Below are 15473 nucleotides of genomic sequence, written 5' to 3'. Positions count from 1 at the left end.
AGGGCTGCCCTTCGAAATCCACAGGGCAGCGTTGCCGCCCTTTGCGAATGAATTCGCCCCCACAAGAAGAGCCCAAGCTGAATTGCCTGGGCAGGTAATCGGTCAGAGACCGTCCTTCTCCAGATGGTCGAAGTTCACCGACTCGCCCGGCTCGGCACCGAGAATGCGGCGGATGTCTTCGAAGATTTTGTCGTATTCCTTGTGATTGCGCATGATCAGCGTGGTGTTGGGGTGCAGCCCATTCTTAATCGCCACCTTGGAAATGATGCTGGCGAAATTGAACGCCGTATCACGGTGCATCTCGAACTCTTCCGAGAACTGCTTGCCGTCGATATCACCCACCATGCGGAAGTGCAGCATGGTGCCCTCTTTCGCATTAGGGCGCGCTTCGTAATAAAGGTCGATGGAGAACTGCTGCCCTGGGAATCCGGGCACGCTGGCCCGATGTACATGGCCTGGTTCGAACATGATGACGCTCCCTGTTGGTCAATAAATGAAGAAGGTGGATTGAGTCTAGCTCGCCACACCGGATTCGCCGGTTGCTCCTGATCAGTGCGCGATCAGGCGGCCGGCACACTTCTGGACGCCTTCCCTGGCCTCCATTCGGGCGCTCCGTCAGTGACGGGTAGGCGCCTCGTCCCGCTCCTGGATCAGTACCCAGGGGGCTACCACTACAGCCCAGAGTTTCGGGTCGCGCGCCAGCAGGTCCTGGGCACGGTCTTCCTCGACCTTGCTCAGTTTGCCGGCGGCCAGCAGGGCCGATATCCGGGCCTTGTCGTCTTCGGCCACGGCCAGTGCCACGCCCACCAGGTCTTCGGCGCCTTCCACCCAGAGCAGCGCGCCACGGGCGAAGAAGGGCTGCAGCTCTTCCCAGGTGATGGCGGCGGTTTCGCCGAGCAGCTTGGCATAGAGGGTGCTAGCGTTGTCGTTCATGGCTTGTTTTGTGTTGGTTGGTAACGAATGGATTGGGGGGCGCAATGATAGCGTCGGTCAACATTCAGACAAGCCTGTCTTGACGTTGCCAGCCACTCACGAGACACGCCGTATTTCTATACGTTTGTTTCGATTAAGCGACACAAGATCATTCCGCCATCAAAACCTGACTTTTCAAGCCGTAAATCAGCAATCTACACTGTTCCGGTACAGTTGCCGGGGGGTGTTGGCGGGGTGCAACTCCCTGTCCCGTAGCTCCGGCAAACAGGACAACAACAACGAAAAACACAAGAGTGGAGCACTATGAACAAGGCTACCAAGCAGATTTCCAAACTGTTCGCCGCCATGGCTCTGGCCGGTGTCGCCAGCTACTCCGTAGCAGCTGACACCATCAAGATCGCCCTGGCAGGTCCGGTGACCGGTGCGGTTGCCCAGTACGGTGAGATGCAATTCATTGGCGCCAAGATGGCGATCGAGCAGATCAACAAGGCCGGCGGGGTGAACGGCGCTCAGCTCGAAGGCGTGGTGTATGACGACGCATGCGATCCGAAACAGGCCGTCGCCGTAGCCAACAAGATCGTCAACGACGGTATTCACTACGTGGTTGGCCACCTCTGCTCCAGCTCCACCCAGCCTGCGTCCGACATCTATGAAGACGAAGGCGTCCTGATGATCACCGCGGCTTCCACCAGCCCGGACATCACCTCCCGCGGTTACCAGCTGGTGTTCCGCACCATCGGCCTCGACAGCCTGCAGGGCCCGACCGCCGGCAACTTCATCGCTGACCACGTCAAGCCGAAGGCCGTTGCCGTCATCCACGACAAGCAGCAGTACGGCGAAGGCATCGCCACTGCCGTGAAGCAGACCCTGGAAGCCAAAGGCATCAAGGTTCCGCTGTTCGAAGGCATCAACGCCGGCGACAAGGACTTCTCCACCATCGTTGCCAAGCTGAAGCAGAGCGGAGTGGACTTCGTCTACTACGGCGGCTACCACCCGGAACTGGGCCTGCTGCTGCGCCAGTCGGCTGAAAAAGGTCTGAAGGTCCGCTTCATGGGTCCGGAAGGCGTAGGCAACAAGGAACTGTCCGCCATCGCTGGCCCGGCTTCCGAAGGCCTGCTGGTAACCCTGCCGAAGTCCTTCGACCAGGATCCGAAGAACCAGGCCCTGGTAGATGCCTTCAAGGCCAAGAACGAAGACCCGAGCGGTCCGTTCGTGTTCCCGGCTTACGCCGCTGTGAAAGTCATCGCCGACGGCATCACCAAAGCCGGCGCAGACGACACCGCCAAGGTCGCAGCTGCCCTGCGCGCCAACTCGTTCGAAACCCCGACCGGTAACCTGGCCTTCGACGAGAAGGGCGATCTGAAGGACTTCAGCTTCGTGGTTTACGAGTGGCACAAGGACGGCACCAAGACCGAAGCTAAATAAGCTTCCCGCCTGAACGCAAAGCCCACTGCTTAGGCAGTGGGCTTTGTTTATCCGTGTTTTACGGGCTCCGCTGCGCCACAAGCGCCGCTTTTCGTGATGCCCGAGGAGTTAGGGAATGCCTGATCTCTACCACTATCTGCAACAGCTGGTTAACGGTCTTACCGTTGGCAGCACTTATGCCCTGATCGCCATCGGCTACACCATGGTCTACGGCATCATCGGCATGATCAACTTCGCCCACGGCGAGGTTTACATGATCGGCTCGTACGTAGCCTTCATCGTAATTGCCGGGCTCACCATGCTCGGTCTGGAAAGCCTTCCGATCGTTATCGTCGCGGCCTTCGCCGCGAGCATCATCGTTGCAAGCGCTTACGGTTACAGCATCGAACGGGTCGCCTACCGTCCCCTTCGCGGCAGCAACCGCCTGATCCCGCTGATCTCCGCGATCGGTATGTCGATCTTCCTGCAGAACGAAGTACTGCTGACTCAGGACTCCAAGGACAAGGCGATTCCCAACCTGATTCCGGGCAACTTCGTGCTTGGCGAGAGCACCATGAATGGCGTGGTGATCTCCTACATGCAGATCCTGATCTTCGTCGTCACCTTCCTGGTCATGTACGGCCTCACGATGTTCATCTCCCGCTCGCGCCTCGGCCGTGCCTGCCGCGCCTGCGCGGAAGACATCCGCATGGCCAACCTGCTGGGCATCAACACCAACAACATCATCGCCCTGACCTTCGTCATCGGCGCCACCCTGGCCGCCGTGGCCGCGGTGCTGCTGGGCATGCAATACGGCGTGATCAACCCGCATATCGGCTTCCTGGCCGGTATCAAGGCCTTCACCGCAGCGGTACTCGGCGGCATCGGCAGCATTCCGGGCGCCATGCTCGGCGGCCTGGTGCTGGGTGTAGCCGAGGCCTTCGGCGCCGACATCTTCGGCGACCAGTACAAGGACGTCGTGGCCTTCAGCCTGCTGGTTCTGGTCCTGTTGTTCCGGCCGACCGGCATCCTTGGCCGTCCGGAGGTGGAGAAGGTATGAATACTCGACTCAAAACGGCGTTCTTCAGCGCCCTCCTGGTGCTGGCCGTCGCCTACCCCGTCCTCGGCCTGAAACTCAGCGTCGTCGGCGTGGGCCTGGTGGTCACCGGTGCCAACACCCCGACCCTGCTGGCCATCGCGGCGTGCGCCGTGGCCATGTTCATCTGGCAGATGATGCGCGACAAGGTGCAGGGCGCCTGGGCCTCCGCGCCCAAGCTGCCGAGCATGTCGAAGGGCACCGCGAACTTCCTCACCCTGCCCTCGACCCAGCGCTGGGTCATCCTCGGCCTGATCGTGGTCGCCCTGGTCTGGCCGTTCTTCGGCTCTCGCGGCGCCGTGGACATCGCCACCCTGATCCTGATCTACGTACTGCTCGGCCTTGGCCTGAACATCGTGGTCGGCCTGGCGGGCCTGCTGGACCTGGGTTACGTCGGCTTCTACGCCGTCGGCGCCTACAGCTACGCGCTGCTGTCGCACTACTACGGCCTGGGCTTCTGGGTGTGCCTGCCGATCGCCGGCCTGATGGCAGCCTTCTTCGGCTTCATCCTCGGCTTCCCGGTGCTGCGCCTGCGCGGTGACTACCTGGCCATCGTGACCCTGGGCTTCGGCGAGATCATCCGTATCCTGCTGCGTAACCTGACCTGGCTCACCGGCGGCCCGAACGGCATCAGCAACATCGACAAGCCAACCCTCTTCGGCCTGTCCTTCGAGCGTCGCGCCGACGAAGGCCTACAGACCTTCCACGAGTACTTCGGCATTGCCTACAACTCGGTGAACAAGGTGGTCTTCCTCTACCTGGTCGCCCTGCTGCTGGCGCTGCTGGCCCTGTTCGTGATCAACCGCCTGCTGCGCATGCCGCTCGGCCGTGCCTGGGAAGCCCTGCGCGAAGACGAGATCGCCTGCCGCGCACTGGGTCTGAACCCCACCATCATCAAACTCTCCGCCTTCACCCTGGGCGCCTGCTTCGCGGGCTTTGCCGGCAGCTTCTTCGCCGCACGCCAGGGCCTGGTGACGCCCGAGTCCTTCACCTTCATCGAGTCGGCGACCATTCTCGCCATCGTCGTGCTGGGTGGCCTGGGTTCCCAGTTGGGTGTGATCCTCGCGGCCGTCGTGATGATCCTGCTGCCCGAACTCATGCGTGAGTTCAGCGAGTACCGGATGCTGATGTTCGGCGCCCTGATGGTTCTGATGATGATCTGGCGTCCGCAAGGTCTGCTGCCGATGCAACGTCCCCACCTGGAGCTGAAACAATGAGCCGCGCGATTCTCGAAGTAAGCGGTCTCACCATGCGCTTCGGCGGCCTGTTGGCCGTCAACGGGGTGGGTCTGACCGTTCAGGAAAAACAAGTCGTCTCCATGATCGGCCCGAACGGCGCCGGCAAGACCACCGTGTTCAACTGCCTGACCGGCTTCTACCAGCCGACCTCCGGCAGCATCCGCCTCGATGGCGAGCAGATCGAAGCCCTGCCGGGCCACAAGATCGCTCGCAAGGGCGTGGTGCGGACCTTCCAGAACGTCCGCCTGTTCAAGGAAATGACTGCGGTGGAGAACCTGCTGGTCGCCCAGCATCGCCACCTCAATACCAACTTCCTCGCCGGCCTCTTGAAGACTCCGGGCTTCCGCAAGAGCGAACGCGAGGCCATGGACTACGCCGCCCACTGGCTGGAGAAGGTCAACCTGACCGACTTCGCCAACCGCCCGGCTGGCACCCTGGCCTACGGTCAGCAACGTCGCCTGGAAATCGCCCGCTGCATGATGACGCGCCCGCGCATCCTCATGCTCGACGAGCCGGCCGCTGGTCTCAACCCGAAAGAGACCGACGACCTCAAGGCGCTGATCGCCATGCTGCGCAACGAGCACAACGTGACCGTGCTGCTGATCGAGCACGACATGAAGCTGGTGATGAGCATTTCCGACCACATCTATGTGATCAACCAGGGCACCCCCCTGGCCGACGGCACGCCGGAGCAGATCCGCAACAACCCCGACGTGATCAAAGCCTATCTGGGGGAGGCCTGAGCCATGCTTACTTTCGACAAGGTTTCCACCTTCTACGGCAAGATCCAGGCGCTGCACAGCGTCAGCATGGATGTGAAGAAAGGCGAGATCGTCACCCTGATCGGTGCCAACGGCGCCGGTAAGTCGACTCTGCTGATGACCCTCTGCGGCTCGCCGCGCGCGGCCAGCGGCAGCATTCGCTATGAAGGCGAAGAGCTGGTTGGCCGGGAGTCCTACGACATCATGCGCAAGAGCATCGCCGTCGTGCCGGAAGGCCGCCGCGTGTTCGCCCGCCTGACCGTCGAAGAGAACCTGGCCATGGGCGGCTTCTTCACCGAAAAGGGCGACTACCAGGAGCAAATGGACAAGGTGCTGCACCTGTTCCCGCGCCTGAAGGAGCGTTTCGAGCAGCGCGCCGGCACCATGTCCGGCGGCGAACAGCAGATGCTCGCCATCGGCCGTGCGCTGATGAGCAAGCCCAAGCTGCTGCTGCTCGACGAGCCGTCCCTGGGTCTGGCGCCCATCATCATCCAGCAGATCTTCGACATCATCGAACAGCTGCGTAAGGACGGCGTAACCGTCTTCCTGGTGGAGCAGAACGCCAACCAGGCGCTCAAGCTGGCCGACCGTGGCTACGTGCTGGAGAACGGACGCATCGTCATGCAGGGCAGCGGCGACGACCTGCTCAACGACCCCAAGGTCCGCGACGCCTACCTCGGCGGCTAACGACCTCGCTGTACAAGAAACGGCCCCTCGCGGGCCGTTTTCTTTTTCTGCGTTCGGGCGCTTTCGTAGGGTGGACCACGCTCCATCGGTCCACCAGCGGAGTCTGGTTCGCCCATCTACCGTTGAGCAAAAAAGCACAAGTCATTGATACAAAAGGATTTAGCCAACCATCAACGGCGTTGATGGTCTCTATCGGGCGTGATCACTTTTTAATCATCCCCCCATCCGTAAGATTGGCTCCGTACCCAGTTTCCAGTCCCCCTTCGAGGAGCCCAGATCATGAAAACTCAAGCCATCGCCGCACTGTTCATCGCTACCCTGAGCAGCTTTGTTTTCGCTCTGCCGTCCTCCTCCCAGACCATCGAGCCGGTTGTCGCTGAAGGCTACATGGTGCTGGATCGCGTTGCAGAAGGTGGTTCCGACCGCACCGGCGCCAACCGCATCGCCGAAGGTGGTTCCGACCGCACCGGCGCCAACCGCATCGCTGAAGGTGGGTCCGACCGCACCGGCGCCAACCGCATCGCCGAAGGCGGTTCCGACCGCACCGGCGCCAGCCGCATCGCCGAAGGTGGTGCCGACCGTCTGGTGCAAGCCCAGCGCGTAAGCTGATCGCACTCCGCTACAAAAGCTCGAAGCCCGGCAAATTCCGGGCTTTTTTGTTTAAGGGAACGCGTTCATTCACGACTGCAAACCGTAGGTTGGTCCGAGCGCAGCGAGGCCCAACGATGCGTAGTCCAGCCTTGCTGTGTTGGGCTTCGTTCCTCAGACCAACCTACAGGAAGCGCCCAGGAATCCCGATCTTGAGCCCCGGCAAGGCAATTCCCGCGCATTCGCACTACTCTGTGCCGGTACCTGCAAACAAGGAGTCCGCATGAGCCTTTCACTGCTGAGCCGTTACGCCTTCTTCGCCTTCTGCGTGCTGTTCACCCTCTTCAGCCTGCCCTTCACCGACCACGACTGGGTCTGGCCGCTCACCCTGCTAGGTCTCGCGCTCAGCGTGCTGGGGGTGTTCGATCTGATGCAGTCGCGCCACGCCGTGCGGCGCAACTACCCCATCCTCGGCAACATCCGCTACCTGGTCGAAGGCATCCGCCCGGAAATCCGCCAGTACCTGCTGGAAGCCGACGACGACCGCCTGCCCTTCTCCCGCGCCCAGCGCTCGCTGGTCTATGCACGGGCCAAGAACGAAGGGGGCGACAAACCCTTCGGCACCCTGATCGACGTGTACAAGTCCGGCTACGAATTCATCGGCCATTCCATGCGCCCGGCGCCACTCAGCGACTCGACCGCCTTCCGCGTGGTAGTAGGCGGGCCGCAGTGCACCCAGCCTTATTCAGCCTCAGTCTTCAACATCTCGGCCATGAGCTTCGGCTCCCTTAGCGCCAACGCCATTCGCGCGTTGAACCGTGGCGCCAAGCTCGGCAACTTCTATCACGACACCGGCGAAGGCAGCATCAGCCCCTACCACCGCGAAAACGGTGGCGACCTGGTCTGGGAACTGGGCAGCGGCTACTTCGGTTGCCGCACCAGCGACGGCCAGTTCGACCCGGAACGCTTCGCCACCCAGGCGCGCAGTCCCCAGGTGCGGATGATCGAAATCAAGCTGTCCCAGGGCGCCAAGCCCGGTCACGGCGGCATCCTGCCCAAGCACAAGGTCACCGAGGAAATCTCCCTCACCCGAGGCGTGCCCATGGGCGAGGACTGCATTTCACCCTCCCGCCACAGTGCCTTCTCCACGCCCATCGAGATGATGCAGTTCATCGCGAAACTGCGAGAGCTGTCCGGCGGCAAGCCGGTGGGCTTCAAGTTCTGCCTGGGCCACCCGTGGGAGTTCATGGGCATCGCCAAGGCCATGCTGGAAACCGGCATCCTTCCCGACTTCATCGTGATCGACGGCAAGGAAGGCGGAACCGGCGCAGCCCCGCTGGAGTTCACCGACCACATCGGCGTGCCGCTACGCGAGGGGCTGCTGTTCGTGCACAACACCCTGGTGGGGTTGAACCTGCGGGACAAGATCAAGCTCGGCGCCAGCGGCAAGATCATCAGCGCCTTCGACATTGCCAGCGTACTGGCCATCGGTGCCGACTGGGCCAACTCGGCGCGGGGCTTCATGTTCGCCATTGGCTGCATCCAGTCGCAGTCGTGCCACACGAACAAATGCCCCACCGGCGTCGCCACCCAGGACAAGCTGCGCCAGCGCGCACTAGTGGTACCGGACAAGGCCCAACGGGTGCAGATGTTCCACCGCAATACGCTGAAAGCCCTGGCCGAAATGCTCGCCGCTGCCGGCCTGGATCACCCCAACCAACTCGAACCCCGCCACCTGGTGCGGCGCGTTTCGGACAAGGAGATTCGCCTGTTCTCGCAGATCCACGTCTTTCTCAAGCCGGGGGACCTGCTCAAGGACAAGATCGAGGCGGACTTCTACGAACGCATGTGGGCGATGGCGCGGGCCGACAGTTTCGAGCCGTCCTGCGCGTGGTGAATGAGTAGGGCCGCGTCGCGGCCCATCGCGATTGAAATCGCCCCCACAGGAACGCTCTTGTGGGGGCGAATTCATTCGCCAAGCAGGCCGAAGACCTGCCCCATCAACCCTTCAGAACGCCACCATCCACCGGAATCAGCGCCCCCGTGACATAGCTGGCAAGCGGGCTGGCAAGGAAAGCCGCCACCGCTCCGAACTCCTCGGTCGCGCCATAGCGTCCCACCGGAATCGCCGCCTGCTCCTTGGCCATCAGGCTCGCCACCGGCGTGCCGCTGCGTTCGGCGGCGCGCAACGTCAGGGATTCGGTGCGCTCGGTCCAGAAGGAGCCGGGCATCAGCGTATTCACCGTCACACCATCGGCGGCCACTTCGGCTGAGAGCGTCTTGGCCCAGTTGGCCAGAGCCGCGCGTAGCGCGCTGGAGAGCACCAGGCCGGGAATGGGCTCCACCACGCTGGTGGACGAAATCATCAGGATTCGGCCAAAGCGCCGCTGACGCATGCTCGGCAGGAAGGCATTCACCAGGGCCATGGAGCTCAGCAGCATGGCGTCCAGCTGACGGTGCCAGAGTTGCGGGTCGAAATCCACGGCATTGATGGGCGGCGGCCCGCCGTTGTTGGCCACGAGGATGTCCGGCGCCCCGATGGCCGCCACGACTTGCTCGATGGCCATATCCACAGCCCCCAGATCGTTCAGGTCCACCGCGACTGCCTGGGCGTCACCGCCCTCCTTGCGGATGCGTTCCACCGCCAGCTCCAGCTTCGACAGGTTGCGCGCCAGCAGGCAGACCCGTACGCCCTCCCTGGCCAGGGCCTCGGCCACGCCGAAACCCAACCCGGAGCTGCCGCCGCACACCAGGGCACTGCGGTTTTGTAGTTGAAGGTCCATGATCAGCACTCCATTTCCAGGTTCACCCGCCAGTGTGCGCCTGACGCTGATCGAGGCCAATGGCCAAACAACACGTCATGACTCATGCCGAGAGCACCCGGCAGGCATGCTCCGGAATGGTCACCGCCACCGGATTGCCGATGGCCAGGCCAATGTCCTGACAAGGCGTGGTCAGCGCGGTGAGAGAAACACCGGAGCACTCCACCGTGGTCTCGATGGTGGCGCCGATATCCCGCACGAAGGTCACCGTACCCGGCACGCTGTTGGCCCCGCCGGCGTGAGGCGCGGACAGCTGCAAGTCTTCCGGGCGCACCAGCAGCTTGATCGGCGCGCCGGCTTGGATGCTGTTGCAGATCGGCGCCTGGAACGCTGCGCCGCCAGGCAAACCCACGCGCCCGCTGCCCAGAGCAGTGGCCGGGAAAATGTTGCCGGTGCCGATGAAATCGGCGACGAACTCGTTGGCCGGGTTGCGGTAGATCTCGATCGGCGTGCCCACCTGCTGCACCCGGTGCTCGCCGAGCACGACCACGATGTCGGCCATGGTCATGGCTTCACGCTGGTCGTGGGTAACCATGATGGTGGTGATGTTCAGGCGCTGCTGTAGCTGGCGGATCTCGATCTGCATCGACTCGCGCAACTTGGCGTCCAGCGCCGACAGGGGTTCATCCAGCAGCAGCAGCTTGGGGTGCGAGGCGATGGCGCGGGCAATGGCCACGCGTTGGCGCTGCCCACCGGAAAGCCGCGACACCGGCCGGTCCACCATTTCCTGCAGCTGGATCATCTGCAGCAGCTCGGCCACCCGCGCCTGCTGCTCGGCCTTGGGCACGTTGCGCAGGCGCAACGGGTAGGCAATGTTCTCGCCCACCGTCATGTGCGGGAACAGCGCCAGCGACTGGAACACCATGCCGAAGTTGCGCTGGTGCGCCGGCGTGTAGCCGATGTTCTTGCCATCCAGGAGGATCTGCCCGGAGCTCAGGCTTTCGAGGCCGGCGATCATCCGCAGCAGCGTGGTCTTGCCGCAACCCGATGGGCCGAGGAAACACACCAGCTTGCCCTCAGGCAGGTGCAGGTTTACGTCCGTCACGGCACAGATGGAGCCGTAGCGCTTTTCAACTTTTTGCAGAATCAGTCCAGACATGCTTCACCTCGATTCAGAAAGACACGCCGCCATCGCCAACCAGCTTCTCCAGCGCCCAGATCAGGACGAAGTCGATCAGCACGATCAGCACGGCAAAGGAAAATACGGTGGGATCGAGGGACGACACGGTGCGGCTGTACATCCAGATCGGCACGGTCATCACATCGATGTTGTAGAGGAAGTAAGTAACGGTGAACTCGTTGAACGACACGATGAAGGCCAGCAGCATCCCGGCCAGGATGCCCGAGCGCATCAGCGGCACGACAACGTCGCGAATTGCCCGTAGCGGCGACGCGCCGAGCATCTGCGCGGCCTCCTCCACTTCGGTGCCGATGGAAACCATGGCGGCCGTGCAGTTCTTCACCACAAAGGGCAGCGCGAGGATCACGTGGGCGATCACCAGCCGCGAGGTATCCATGTGGAACGGCAGGCTGTCGAACACCAGTAACAACGCCAGCCCCAGCACCACCATGGGGAACACCAGGGGCAGCGACATCAGCTGCAGCGCCACGGCCTTGCCACGGAATTCGCAGCGGGTCAGCGCGTACGACGCCGGCACCGCGACCAGGGTGGCCAGCACCATGGTCAGGCAGGACACCAGCAGGCTGGTGGTCAGCGCCTGTCCCAGGCTCAGCACATCGCTGGCGTCAGGCGAGACGAAGGTGCGCCAGGCCGCCTCGTACCATTGCAGGCTGTAGCTCGACGGAGGGAAATCGAGGTTCGACGCGCCGCTGAAGGACATCACGATCATCGTCAGGATCGGCAACACCGCCAGAAACAGGATCACGCCGGAAAGGATCATCGCGAAGCGGCCGGTTTCCCCCGGTAGCGCCGCGTGGGAACGGAAAGGATTGCTCATTGCGAAGCCTCCAGCATGCGGCGGCGACGGCCAGTGACGTATTCGGAGAAAGTCATGATCGCCAGGGTGGTGACTATCAGCACCACGCCGGCGGCGGAGGCCGCGGGCCAGTTCATCAGCGGGGCGATCTGGTCATGCACCATCACCGCCAGCATCGGCACGCGCCGCCCGCCGAGCAGCAGCGGCACCACGAAGCTGCTGGCGTTGTAGGCGAACACCAGGGTGGCGCCGGTGAAGATGCCCGGCAGGCTCATCGGCAGTACGACCTGACAGAACACCCGCACGCGGCTGGCGCCCAGGGTCGCGGCGGCCTCTTCGTAGGTGCGCGACACGCCGCGCATGGCGCTGGCGATCGGCAGCACCGCCAGGGGGAAGGCCGTCTGCACCAGGCCCATCAGCACGCCGGTCTGGTTGTAGAGCAGCATCATCGGCCGGTCGATCAGCCCCAGCCCCATCAGGCCCTGGTTGAGCATGCCCGCCGGACCGAGAATCACCAGCCAGCCGTAGCTTTGCAGCAACAGGTTCACCAGCAACGGCAGGAGCACCGCGGCCAGGAATATCCGGCGCAGGAACGGCGACTGCAGGCGTGACATGCAGTAGCCCACCGGAATCGCCAGGACCACCGCGATCAGCGCGCTGAACAGCGCCAGGCGCAAGGTCAGCAACAGCGACTTCAGGTAGTAGGGCTCGGCCAGTTGGGCATAGCTGGCCAGACTGAACCCGCTCCACTCCGCCCCCTTCTCGCCGATGCTCATGCGCAGCACCAACAGGCTGGCGGCCACCAGCACGGCCAGGAACAGCATCGAAGGGGTAAGGAAGAGCCAGGCCCGCACAGTAGGAGAAACCGCCTTTGGCGGGCGCAGGGGTGCCGCGCCGACCGGATCGGTCAGATCAATGTGTTCCATATCGCTCGTCTCGTCAGAACAGGGAAACCACGCGCCGGAGCGGGCAGCCGAAGGCCAGCCGCCCGGCGCGACTCACGGCAGGTGCCGTGGCTGCATCAGGAAGAGAAGATTTCCGTGTAGCGGCGAATCCACTGGTCATGGACCGTAGCGAGGAAGGCGTTGTCGTGCATGATCGCCTTCTCTGCGATCTGCTCCGGCGTGAGGATGAAGGGGCTTTTGCGCGCCTCGGCGGAGATGATCGCCTTGGAGTTGACCGGACCGTTGAAGATGTCTTCGGCCATCTTGCCCTGCACCAGCGGGTCCAGCGAATGGTCGAGGAAGGCGTAGGCCAGATCGGTATCGCCCGGACGGTGCTTGGGCATTACCGAGAGCATCAGGTCGGTGTAGAAGCCTTCCTTCATGCCGAAGGTGGCGCCCAGGCTGTAGGCAGGATCGCGGATCTGCTTGGGGAAGAACGCCGGAGCGTAGAGACCGCCCATATCCAGCGAGTTGGTGCGGAACAGCTCGGCGATCTGGTTGGGGTTTTCGCCCAGGGTCATCACGCGGTCCTTCAGCTCTTCCAGCTTCTTGAAGCCCGGCTCGATGTTATGCACATCACCACCGGCCAGCTTGGCCGCGATGATGATCAGGTCCATGGCTTCGGTCCAGTTCGGCGGCGGCAGGAACAGGCGGCCTTCGTAGGCCGGGTCCCACAGCGCGGCGTAGCTGTCCGGTACGTCTTTCACGGTGCGCGTGTTGTACACCAGGCTGTTGCACCACAGCAGGTAGCCGATGCCATGACCGTTAGCGCCGGTCTGGTACTGGGCAGGCACGTCCTTGAGGTTGGGAATGCGATTGAGGTCGGGTTTCTCCAGCAGCCCGGCGCTGGCCAGGCCTTCGGCGCCCACCCCGGCGAGGGTGATGATGTCGTACTGCGGGCGATCACCACCGGCCTTCAGCTTGGCGACCATTTCCGAGGTGCTGCCGGTGCGGTCGGCGATCACCTTGGCACCCGTCTTGGCCTCGAAGGTAGCCGCGATATTGCGCAGAGCCGCGAGACCGGTGTCGTCCGACCAGGTCAGCAGACGCAAGGTCTTGCCCTGGAAACGGGTATCGCTGGCACTGGCCCGGATGAAGGGCATCGACAGGGTGGCAGCGGCCACCGAAGCGACACCTACCGTCTTGATGAAATTTCTTCTGCTCAGATCATGCTCGCCCATTGAGGACTCCTATTGTTTTTGTATGGAGCTACGGCAGCGAAGTGGCCGGCGCGGTCATCCTGCGGTGCGCCAGGGGACGCAACAATCGAAAATTCGTCATCGGAGCCATGTCCTTAATGCATGGCTGGGACCCAAACATGACAAAGCCGCCCGAAGGCGGCTCTGTTGGGCTTGATGCAGTTGTTTGTGGGGGCGAATTCATTCGCGAAGGGCCGCGCAGGGCCCCACGATGCTCCGTCAGGTACGCCTACGGCCTGCTTGGCGATTGAAATCGCCCCCACAGGTGAGGCATCCCCCACCAGCTTCTGTTGAGCCGTCAGACAGCCCTTACCACGTGCTTGATTTCCTGGAAGGAGGAGAGGCCCCACGGACCGAGTTCGCGGCCGATGCTGCTCTGCTTGTAACCACCCCAGGCGGTCTGCGGGAAGATCACCTGCGGCGAGTTGATCCACACCATGCCGGCCTGCAGGGCATTGGCCACGCGCTCGGCGGCATCGAGGTTACGGCTCACCACGCTGGCCACCAGGCCGAACTGGGTGTCGTTGGCCAGGGCGATAGCCTCTACCTCGGTGGAGAAGCTGCGCACGCAGAGCACCGGCCCGAAGATTTCCTCGTTCCACAAGGCGCTGTCCCTGGGTACATCGGCGAACACGGTGGGCTTGAGGAAGAAACCGCGTTCCAGCTCAGCCGGACGCCCACCGCCACACACCAGGCGCGCACCGGCAGCGATGCCGCGCTCAATGTGGCCGCGCACGCGCTGGTACTGGGCCTGATTCACCAGGGCGCCCATCTCCACCCCCGCGCTGAAGGGCTCACCCACCTGGATCGCTTCAGCGCGAGCCTGCACGAGGGCGAGGAAGTCGGCCGCCAGGGGTTCTGCCACCAGCACGCGGCTAGTGGCCGAGCACATCTGCCCGGCGTTGAAGAAGGCGCCACCGCAGGCCAGTTCGACGGCCAACTCCAGGTCCGCGTCTTCCAGCACCAGCAGCGACGACTTGCCACCTAGCTCCAGGCTGATGCCCTTCACGGTTTCGGCCGCGCGCTGCATTACCTGCACGCCAACCGCGTTGCTGCCGGTGAAGGACACCTTGGCCACCTGGGGATGGGAGGACAGCGGTGCACCCACCGCCAGGCCGGTGCCACACACGATGTTGAGCACGCCTGCCGGCAGGCCGGCCTCGGCGATGATGCGCGCCAGCTCCAGCTCCGGCAGCGGCGTCACTTCAGAAGGCTTGAGCACTACGGCGCAACCAGCTGCCAGCGCCGGGGCGAGTTTCCAGGCGGTGGTCACCATGGGGAAGTTCCACGGCACGATCAGGCCCACCACACCAATGGGTTCTCGGCGCAGGCGAGCGGCGAAGTCTTCGGTCGGCAATTCAACCGGACGGTCCTGCTGGGCGTCCAGGCCTTCGGCCAGGCTGGCGTAGTACTCGAAGGTGCCGATCACGTCATCGACGTCGATGGCCGCTTCGAACAGCGGCTTGCCGTTGTTCAGCGACTGCAGCTGGACCAGGGTTTCACGACGCTGGCGTACGCCTTCGGCAATGCGGCGCAGCACCGCGCCACGCTCGGCACCGCTGCTGCGTGCCCAGGCCGGGAGCGCCTGGCTGGCAGCCTGCACGGCCTGGTCGACGTCATTGGCATCACCGGTGCCGATGCTCGCCAGGTGCTCCTCGGTAGACGGGTTCACCACATCCAGCACGGTGCCACCGGGAAGCCATTGGCCGTTGATATAAACGCCGGCCAGGGTCTCGGGGAAGGTCGGGAGGGTATTCGACATTGTATGGGCTCCATGAGAGAGACTGATGGCGGCCACTCCCTGCGCAAGGAACAAAAACCGGCTGGAGGGCCACAACTAGCGCCTATTGAGCCGTCGAGCGGT

15 protein-coding genes are annotated in these 15473 nt (G+C 63.2%); 7 read left to right on the top strand and 8 right to left on the bottom strand.

Going from position 1 to position 15473, the window contains the following annotated elements; translation table 11 throughout:
- Nucleotides 1-102: 102 nt before the first annotated feature.
- Together E8F06_RS00295 and E8F06_RS00290 are read right to left on the bottom strand one after the other, a co-directional pair.
- A complete protein-coding gene (locus E8F06_RS00295) occupies nt 103-468 on the bottom strand; it encodes a DUF5064 family protein (RefSeq protein WP_280363038.1) in 366 nt (121 codons plus the stop codon).
- A gap of 147 nt (nt 469-615) precedes the next feature.
- Entirely contained in the window at nt 616-933 is a 318-nt protein-coding gene (locus tag E8F06_RS00290) for a DUF2288 domain-containing protein (RefSeq protein ID WP_151132475.1), read from the bottom strand.
- Between the two features lie 303 nt (nt 934-1236).
- On the opposite strand from E8F06_RS00290, the gene E8F06_RS00285 reads away from it, so the two are divergent.
- The 7 genes from E8F06_RS00285 (at nt 1237) to E8F06_RS00255 (ending at nt 8604) form a co-directional block, all read left to right on the top strand.
- Nucleotides 1237-2358 (top strand): branched-chain amino acid ABC transporter substrate-binding protein, encoded by a 1122-nt coding sequence (locus tag E8F06_RS00285; protein WP_280363036.1) that lies wholly within the window; start codon nt 1237-1239, stop codon nt 2356-2358.
- Nucleotides 2359-2473: 115 nt separating this feature from the next.
- Complete coding sequence (livH, locus tag E8F06_RS00280) at nt 2474-3397, top strand: high-affinity branched-chain amino acid ABC transporter permease LivH (protein ID WP_280363034.1); 924 nt, start codon at nt 2474-2476, stop codon at nt 3395-3397.
- Nucleotides 3394-4650, top strand: a complete 1257-nt coding sequence (locus E8F06_RS00275) for a high-affinity branched-chain amino acid ABC transporter permease LivM (RefSeq protein ID WP_280363032.1) — start codon at nt 3394-3396, stop codon at nt 4648-4650. Before livH ends, E8F06_RS00275 begins: the two co-directional genes overlap by 4 nt.
- Nucleotides 4647-5414 carry a high-affinity branched-chain amino acid ABC transporter ATP-binding protein LivG gene (gene livG / locus E8F06_RS00270; RefSeq protein WP_280363031.1) on the top strand — a complete coding sequence of 256 codons (768 nt, stop codon included), beginning with the start codon at nt 4647-4649 and terminating at the stop codon, nt 5412-5414. The genes E8F06_RS00275 and livG overlap by 4 nt, the downstream gene beginning before the upstream one ends.
- A 3-nt stretch (nt 5415-5417) precedes the next feature.
- A complete protein-coding gene (locus tag E8F06_RS00265) occupies nt 5418-6119 on the top strand; it encodes an ABC transporter ATP-binding protein (protein WP_280363029.1) in 702 nt (233 codons plus the stop codon).
- Between the two features lie 279 nt (nt 6120-6398).
- Nucleotides 6399-6728: a phage infection protein gene (locus tag E8F06_RS00260; RefSeq protein ID WP_280363028.1), complete on the top strand. Its 330-nt coding sequence runs from the start codon at nt 6399-6401 to the stop codon at nt 6726-6728.
- A gap of 262 nt (nt 6729-6990) precedes the next feature.
- A complete protein-coding gene (locus E8F06_RS00255) occupies nt 6991-8604 on the top strand; it encodes an FMN-binding glutamate synthase family protein (protein ID WP_280363026.1) in 1614 nt (537 codons plus the stop codon).
- A gap of 103 nt (nt 8605-8707) precedes the next feature.
- Here the strand turns inward: E8F06_RS00255 and E8F06_RS00250 are convergent, their stop codons facing one another.
- The 6 genes from E8F06_RS00250 to E8F06_RS00225 form a co-directional block, all read right to left on the bottom strand.
- Nucleotides 8708-9490 carry an SDR family oxidoreductase gene (locus E8F06_RS00250; protein ID WP_280363025.1) on the bottom strand — a complete coding sequence of 261 codons (783 nt, stop codon included), beginning with the start codon at nt 9488-9490 and terminating at the stop codon, nt 8708-8710.
- 82 nt (nt 9491-9572) lie between these two features.
- Nucleotides 9573-10628 (bottom strand): ABC transporter ATP-binding protein, encoded by a 1056-nt coding sequence (locus tag E8F06_RS00245; RefSeq protein WP_280363024.1) that lies wholly within the window; start codon nt 10626-10628, stop codon nt 9573-9575.
- 13 nt (nt 10629-10641) lie between these two features.
- Nucleotides 10642-11487 (bottom strand): ABC transporter permease, encoded by an 846-nt coding sequence (locus E8F06_RS00240; RefSeq protein ID WP_280363022.1) that lies wholly within the window; start codon nt 11485-11487, stop codon nt 10642-10644.
- Nucleotides 11484-12392, bottom strand: coding sequence for an ABC transporter permease (locus E8F06_RS00235; protein ID WP_280363021.1), 909 nt, complete (start codon nt 12390-12392; stop codon nt 11484-11486). The genes E8F06_RS00240 and E8F06_RS00235 overlap by 4 nt, the downstream gene beginning before the upstream one ends.
- A 95-nt stretch (nt 12393-12487) precedes the next feature.
- Nucleotides 12488-13591, bottom strand: a complete 1104-nt coding sequence (locus tag E8F06_RS00230; RefSeq protein ID WP_077526353.1) for an extracellular solute-binding protein — start codon at nt 13589-13591, stop codon at nt 12488-12490.
- Between the two features lie 316 nt (nt 13592-13907).
- Nucleotides 13908-15371 (bottom strand): aldehyde dehydrogenase family protein, encoded by a 1464-nt coding sequence (locus E8F06_RS00225; RefSeq protein WP_280363019.1) that lies wholly within the window; start codon nt 15369-15371, stop codon nt 13908-13910.
- Nucleotides 15372-15473 lie beyond the last annotated feature (102 nt).

It is taken from the genome of Pseudomonas sp. BN411, assembly GCF_029871235.1.
In the GTDB taxonomy this organism is placed as follows: domain Bacteria; phylum Pseudomonadota; class Gammaproteobacteria; order Pseudomonadales; family Pseudomonadaceae; genus Metapseudomonas.
Note: the sequence above shows the minus strand (reverse complement) of the source record. Positions and strands in the feature narration are given on the sequence as shown.

Bases quoted from the DNA above. Each gene is read 5' to 3' on its own strand.
- E8F06_RS00295 (WP_280363038.1), bottom strand. From the start codon at position 468: ATGTTCGAACCAGGCCATGTACATCGGGCCAGCGTGCCCGGATTCCCA.
- E8F06_RS00290 (WP_151132475.1), bottom strand. From the start codon at position 933: ATGAACGACAACGCTAGCACCCTCTATGCCAAGCTGCTCGGCGAAACC.
- E8F06_RS00285 (WP_280363036.1), top strand. From the start codon at position 1,237: ATGAACAAGGCTACCAAGCAGATTTCCAAACTGTTCGCCGCCATGGCT.
- livH (WP_280363034.1), top strand. From the start codon at position 2,474: ATGCCTGATCTCTACCACTATCTGCAACAGCTGGTTAACGGTCTTACC.
- E8F06_RS00275 (WP_280363032.1), top strand. From the start codon at position 3,394: ATGAATACTCGACTCAAAACGGCGTTCTTCAGCGCCCTCCTGGTGCTG.
- livG (WP_280363031.1), top strand. From the start codon at position 4,647: ATGAGCCGCGCGATTCTCGAAGTAAGCGGTCTCACCATGCGCTTCGGC.
- E8F06_RS00265 (WP_280363029.1), top strand. From the start codon at position 5,418: ATGCTTACTTTCGACAAGGTTTCCACCTTCTACGGCAAGATCCAGGCG.
- E8F06_RS00260 (WP_280363028.1), top strand. From the start codon at position 6,399: ATGAAAACTCAAGCCATCGCCGCACTGTTCATCGCTACCCTGAGCAGC.
- E8F06_RS00255 (WP_280363026.1), top strand. From the start codon at position 6,991: ATGAGCCTTTCACTGCTGAGCCGTTACGCCTTCTTCGCCTTCTGCGTG.
- E8F06_RS00250 (WP_280363025.1), bottom strand. From the start codon at position 9,490: ATGGACCTTCAACTACAAAACCGCAGTGCCCTGGTGTGCGGCGGCAGC.
- E8F06_RS00245 (WP_280363024.1), bottom strand. From the start codon at position 10,628: ATGTCTGGACTGATTCTGCAAAAAGTTGAAAAGCGCTACGGCTCCATC.
- E8F06_RS00240 (WP_280363022.1), bottom strand. From the start codon at position 11,487: ATGAGCAATCCTTTCCGTTCCCACGCGGCGCTACCGGGGGAAACCGGC.
- E8F06_RS00235 (WP_280363021.1), bottom strand. From the start codon at position 12,392: ATGGAACACATTGATCTGACCGATCCGGTCGGCGCGGCACCCCTGCGC.
- E8F06_RS00230 (WP_077526353.1), bottom strand. From the start codon at position 13,591: ATGGGCGAGCATGATCTGAGCAGAAGAAATTTCATCAAGACGGTAGGT.
- E8F06_RS00225 (WP_280363019.1), bottom strand. From the start codon at position 15,371: ATGTCGAATACCCTCCCGACCTTCCCCGAGACCCTGGCCGGCGTTTAT.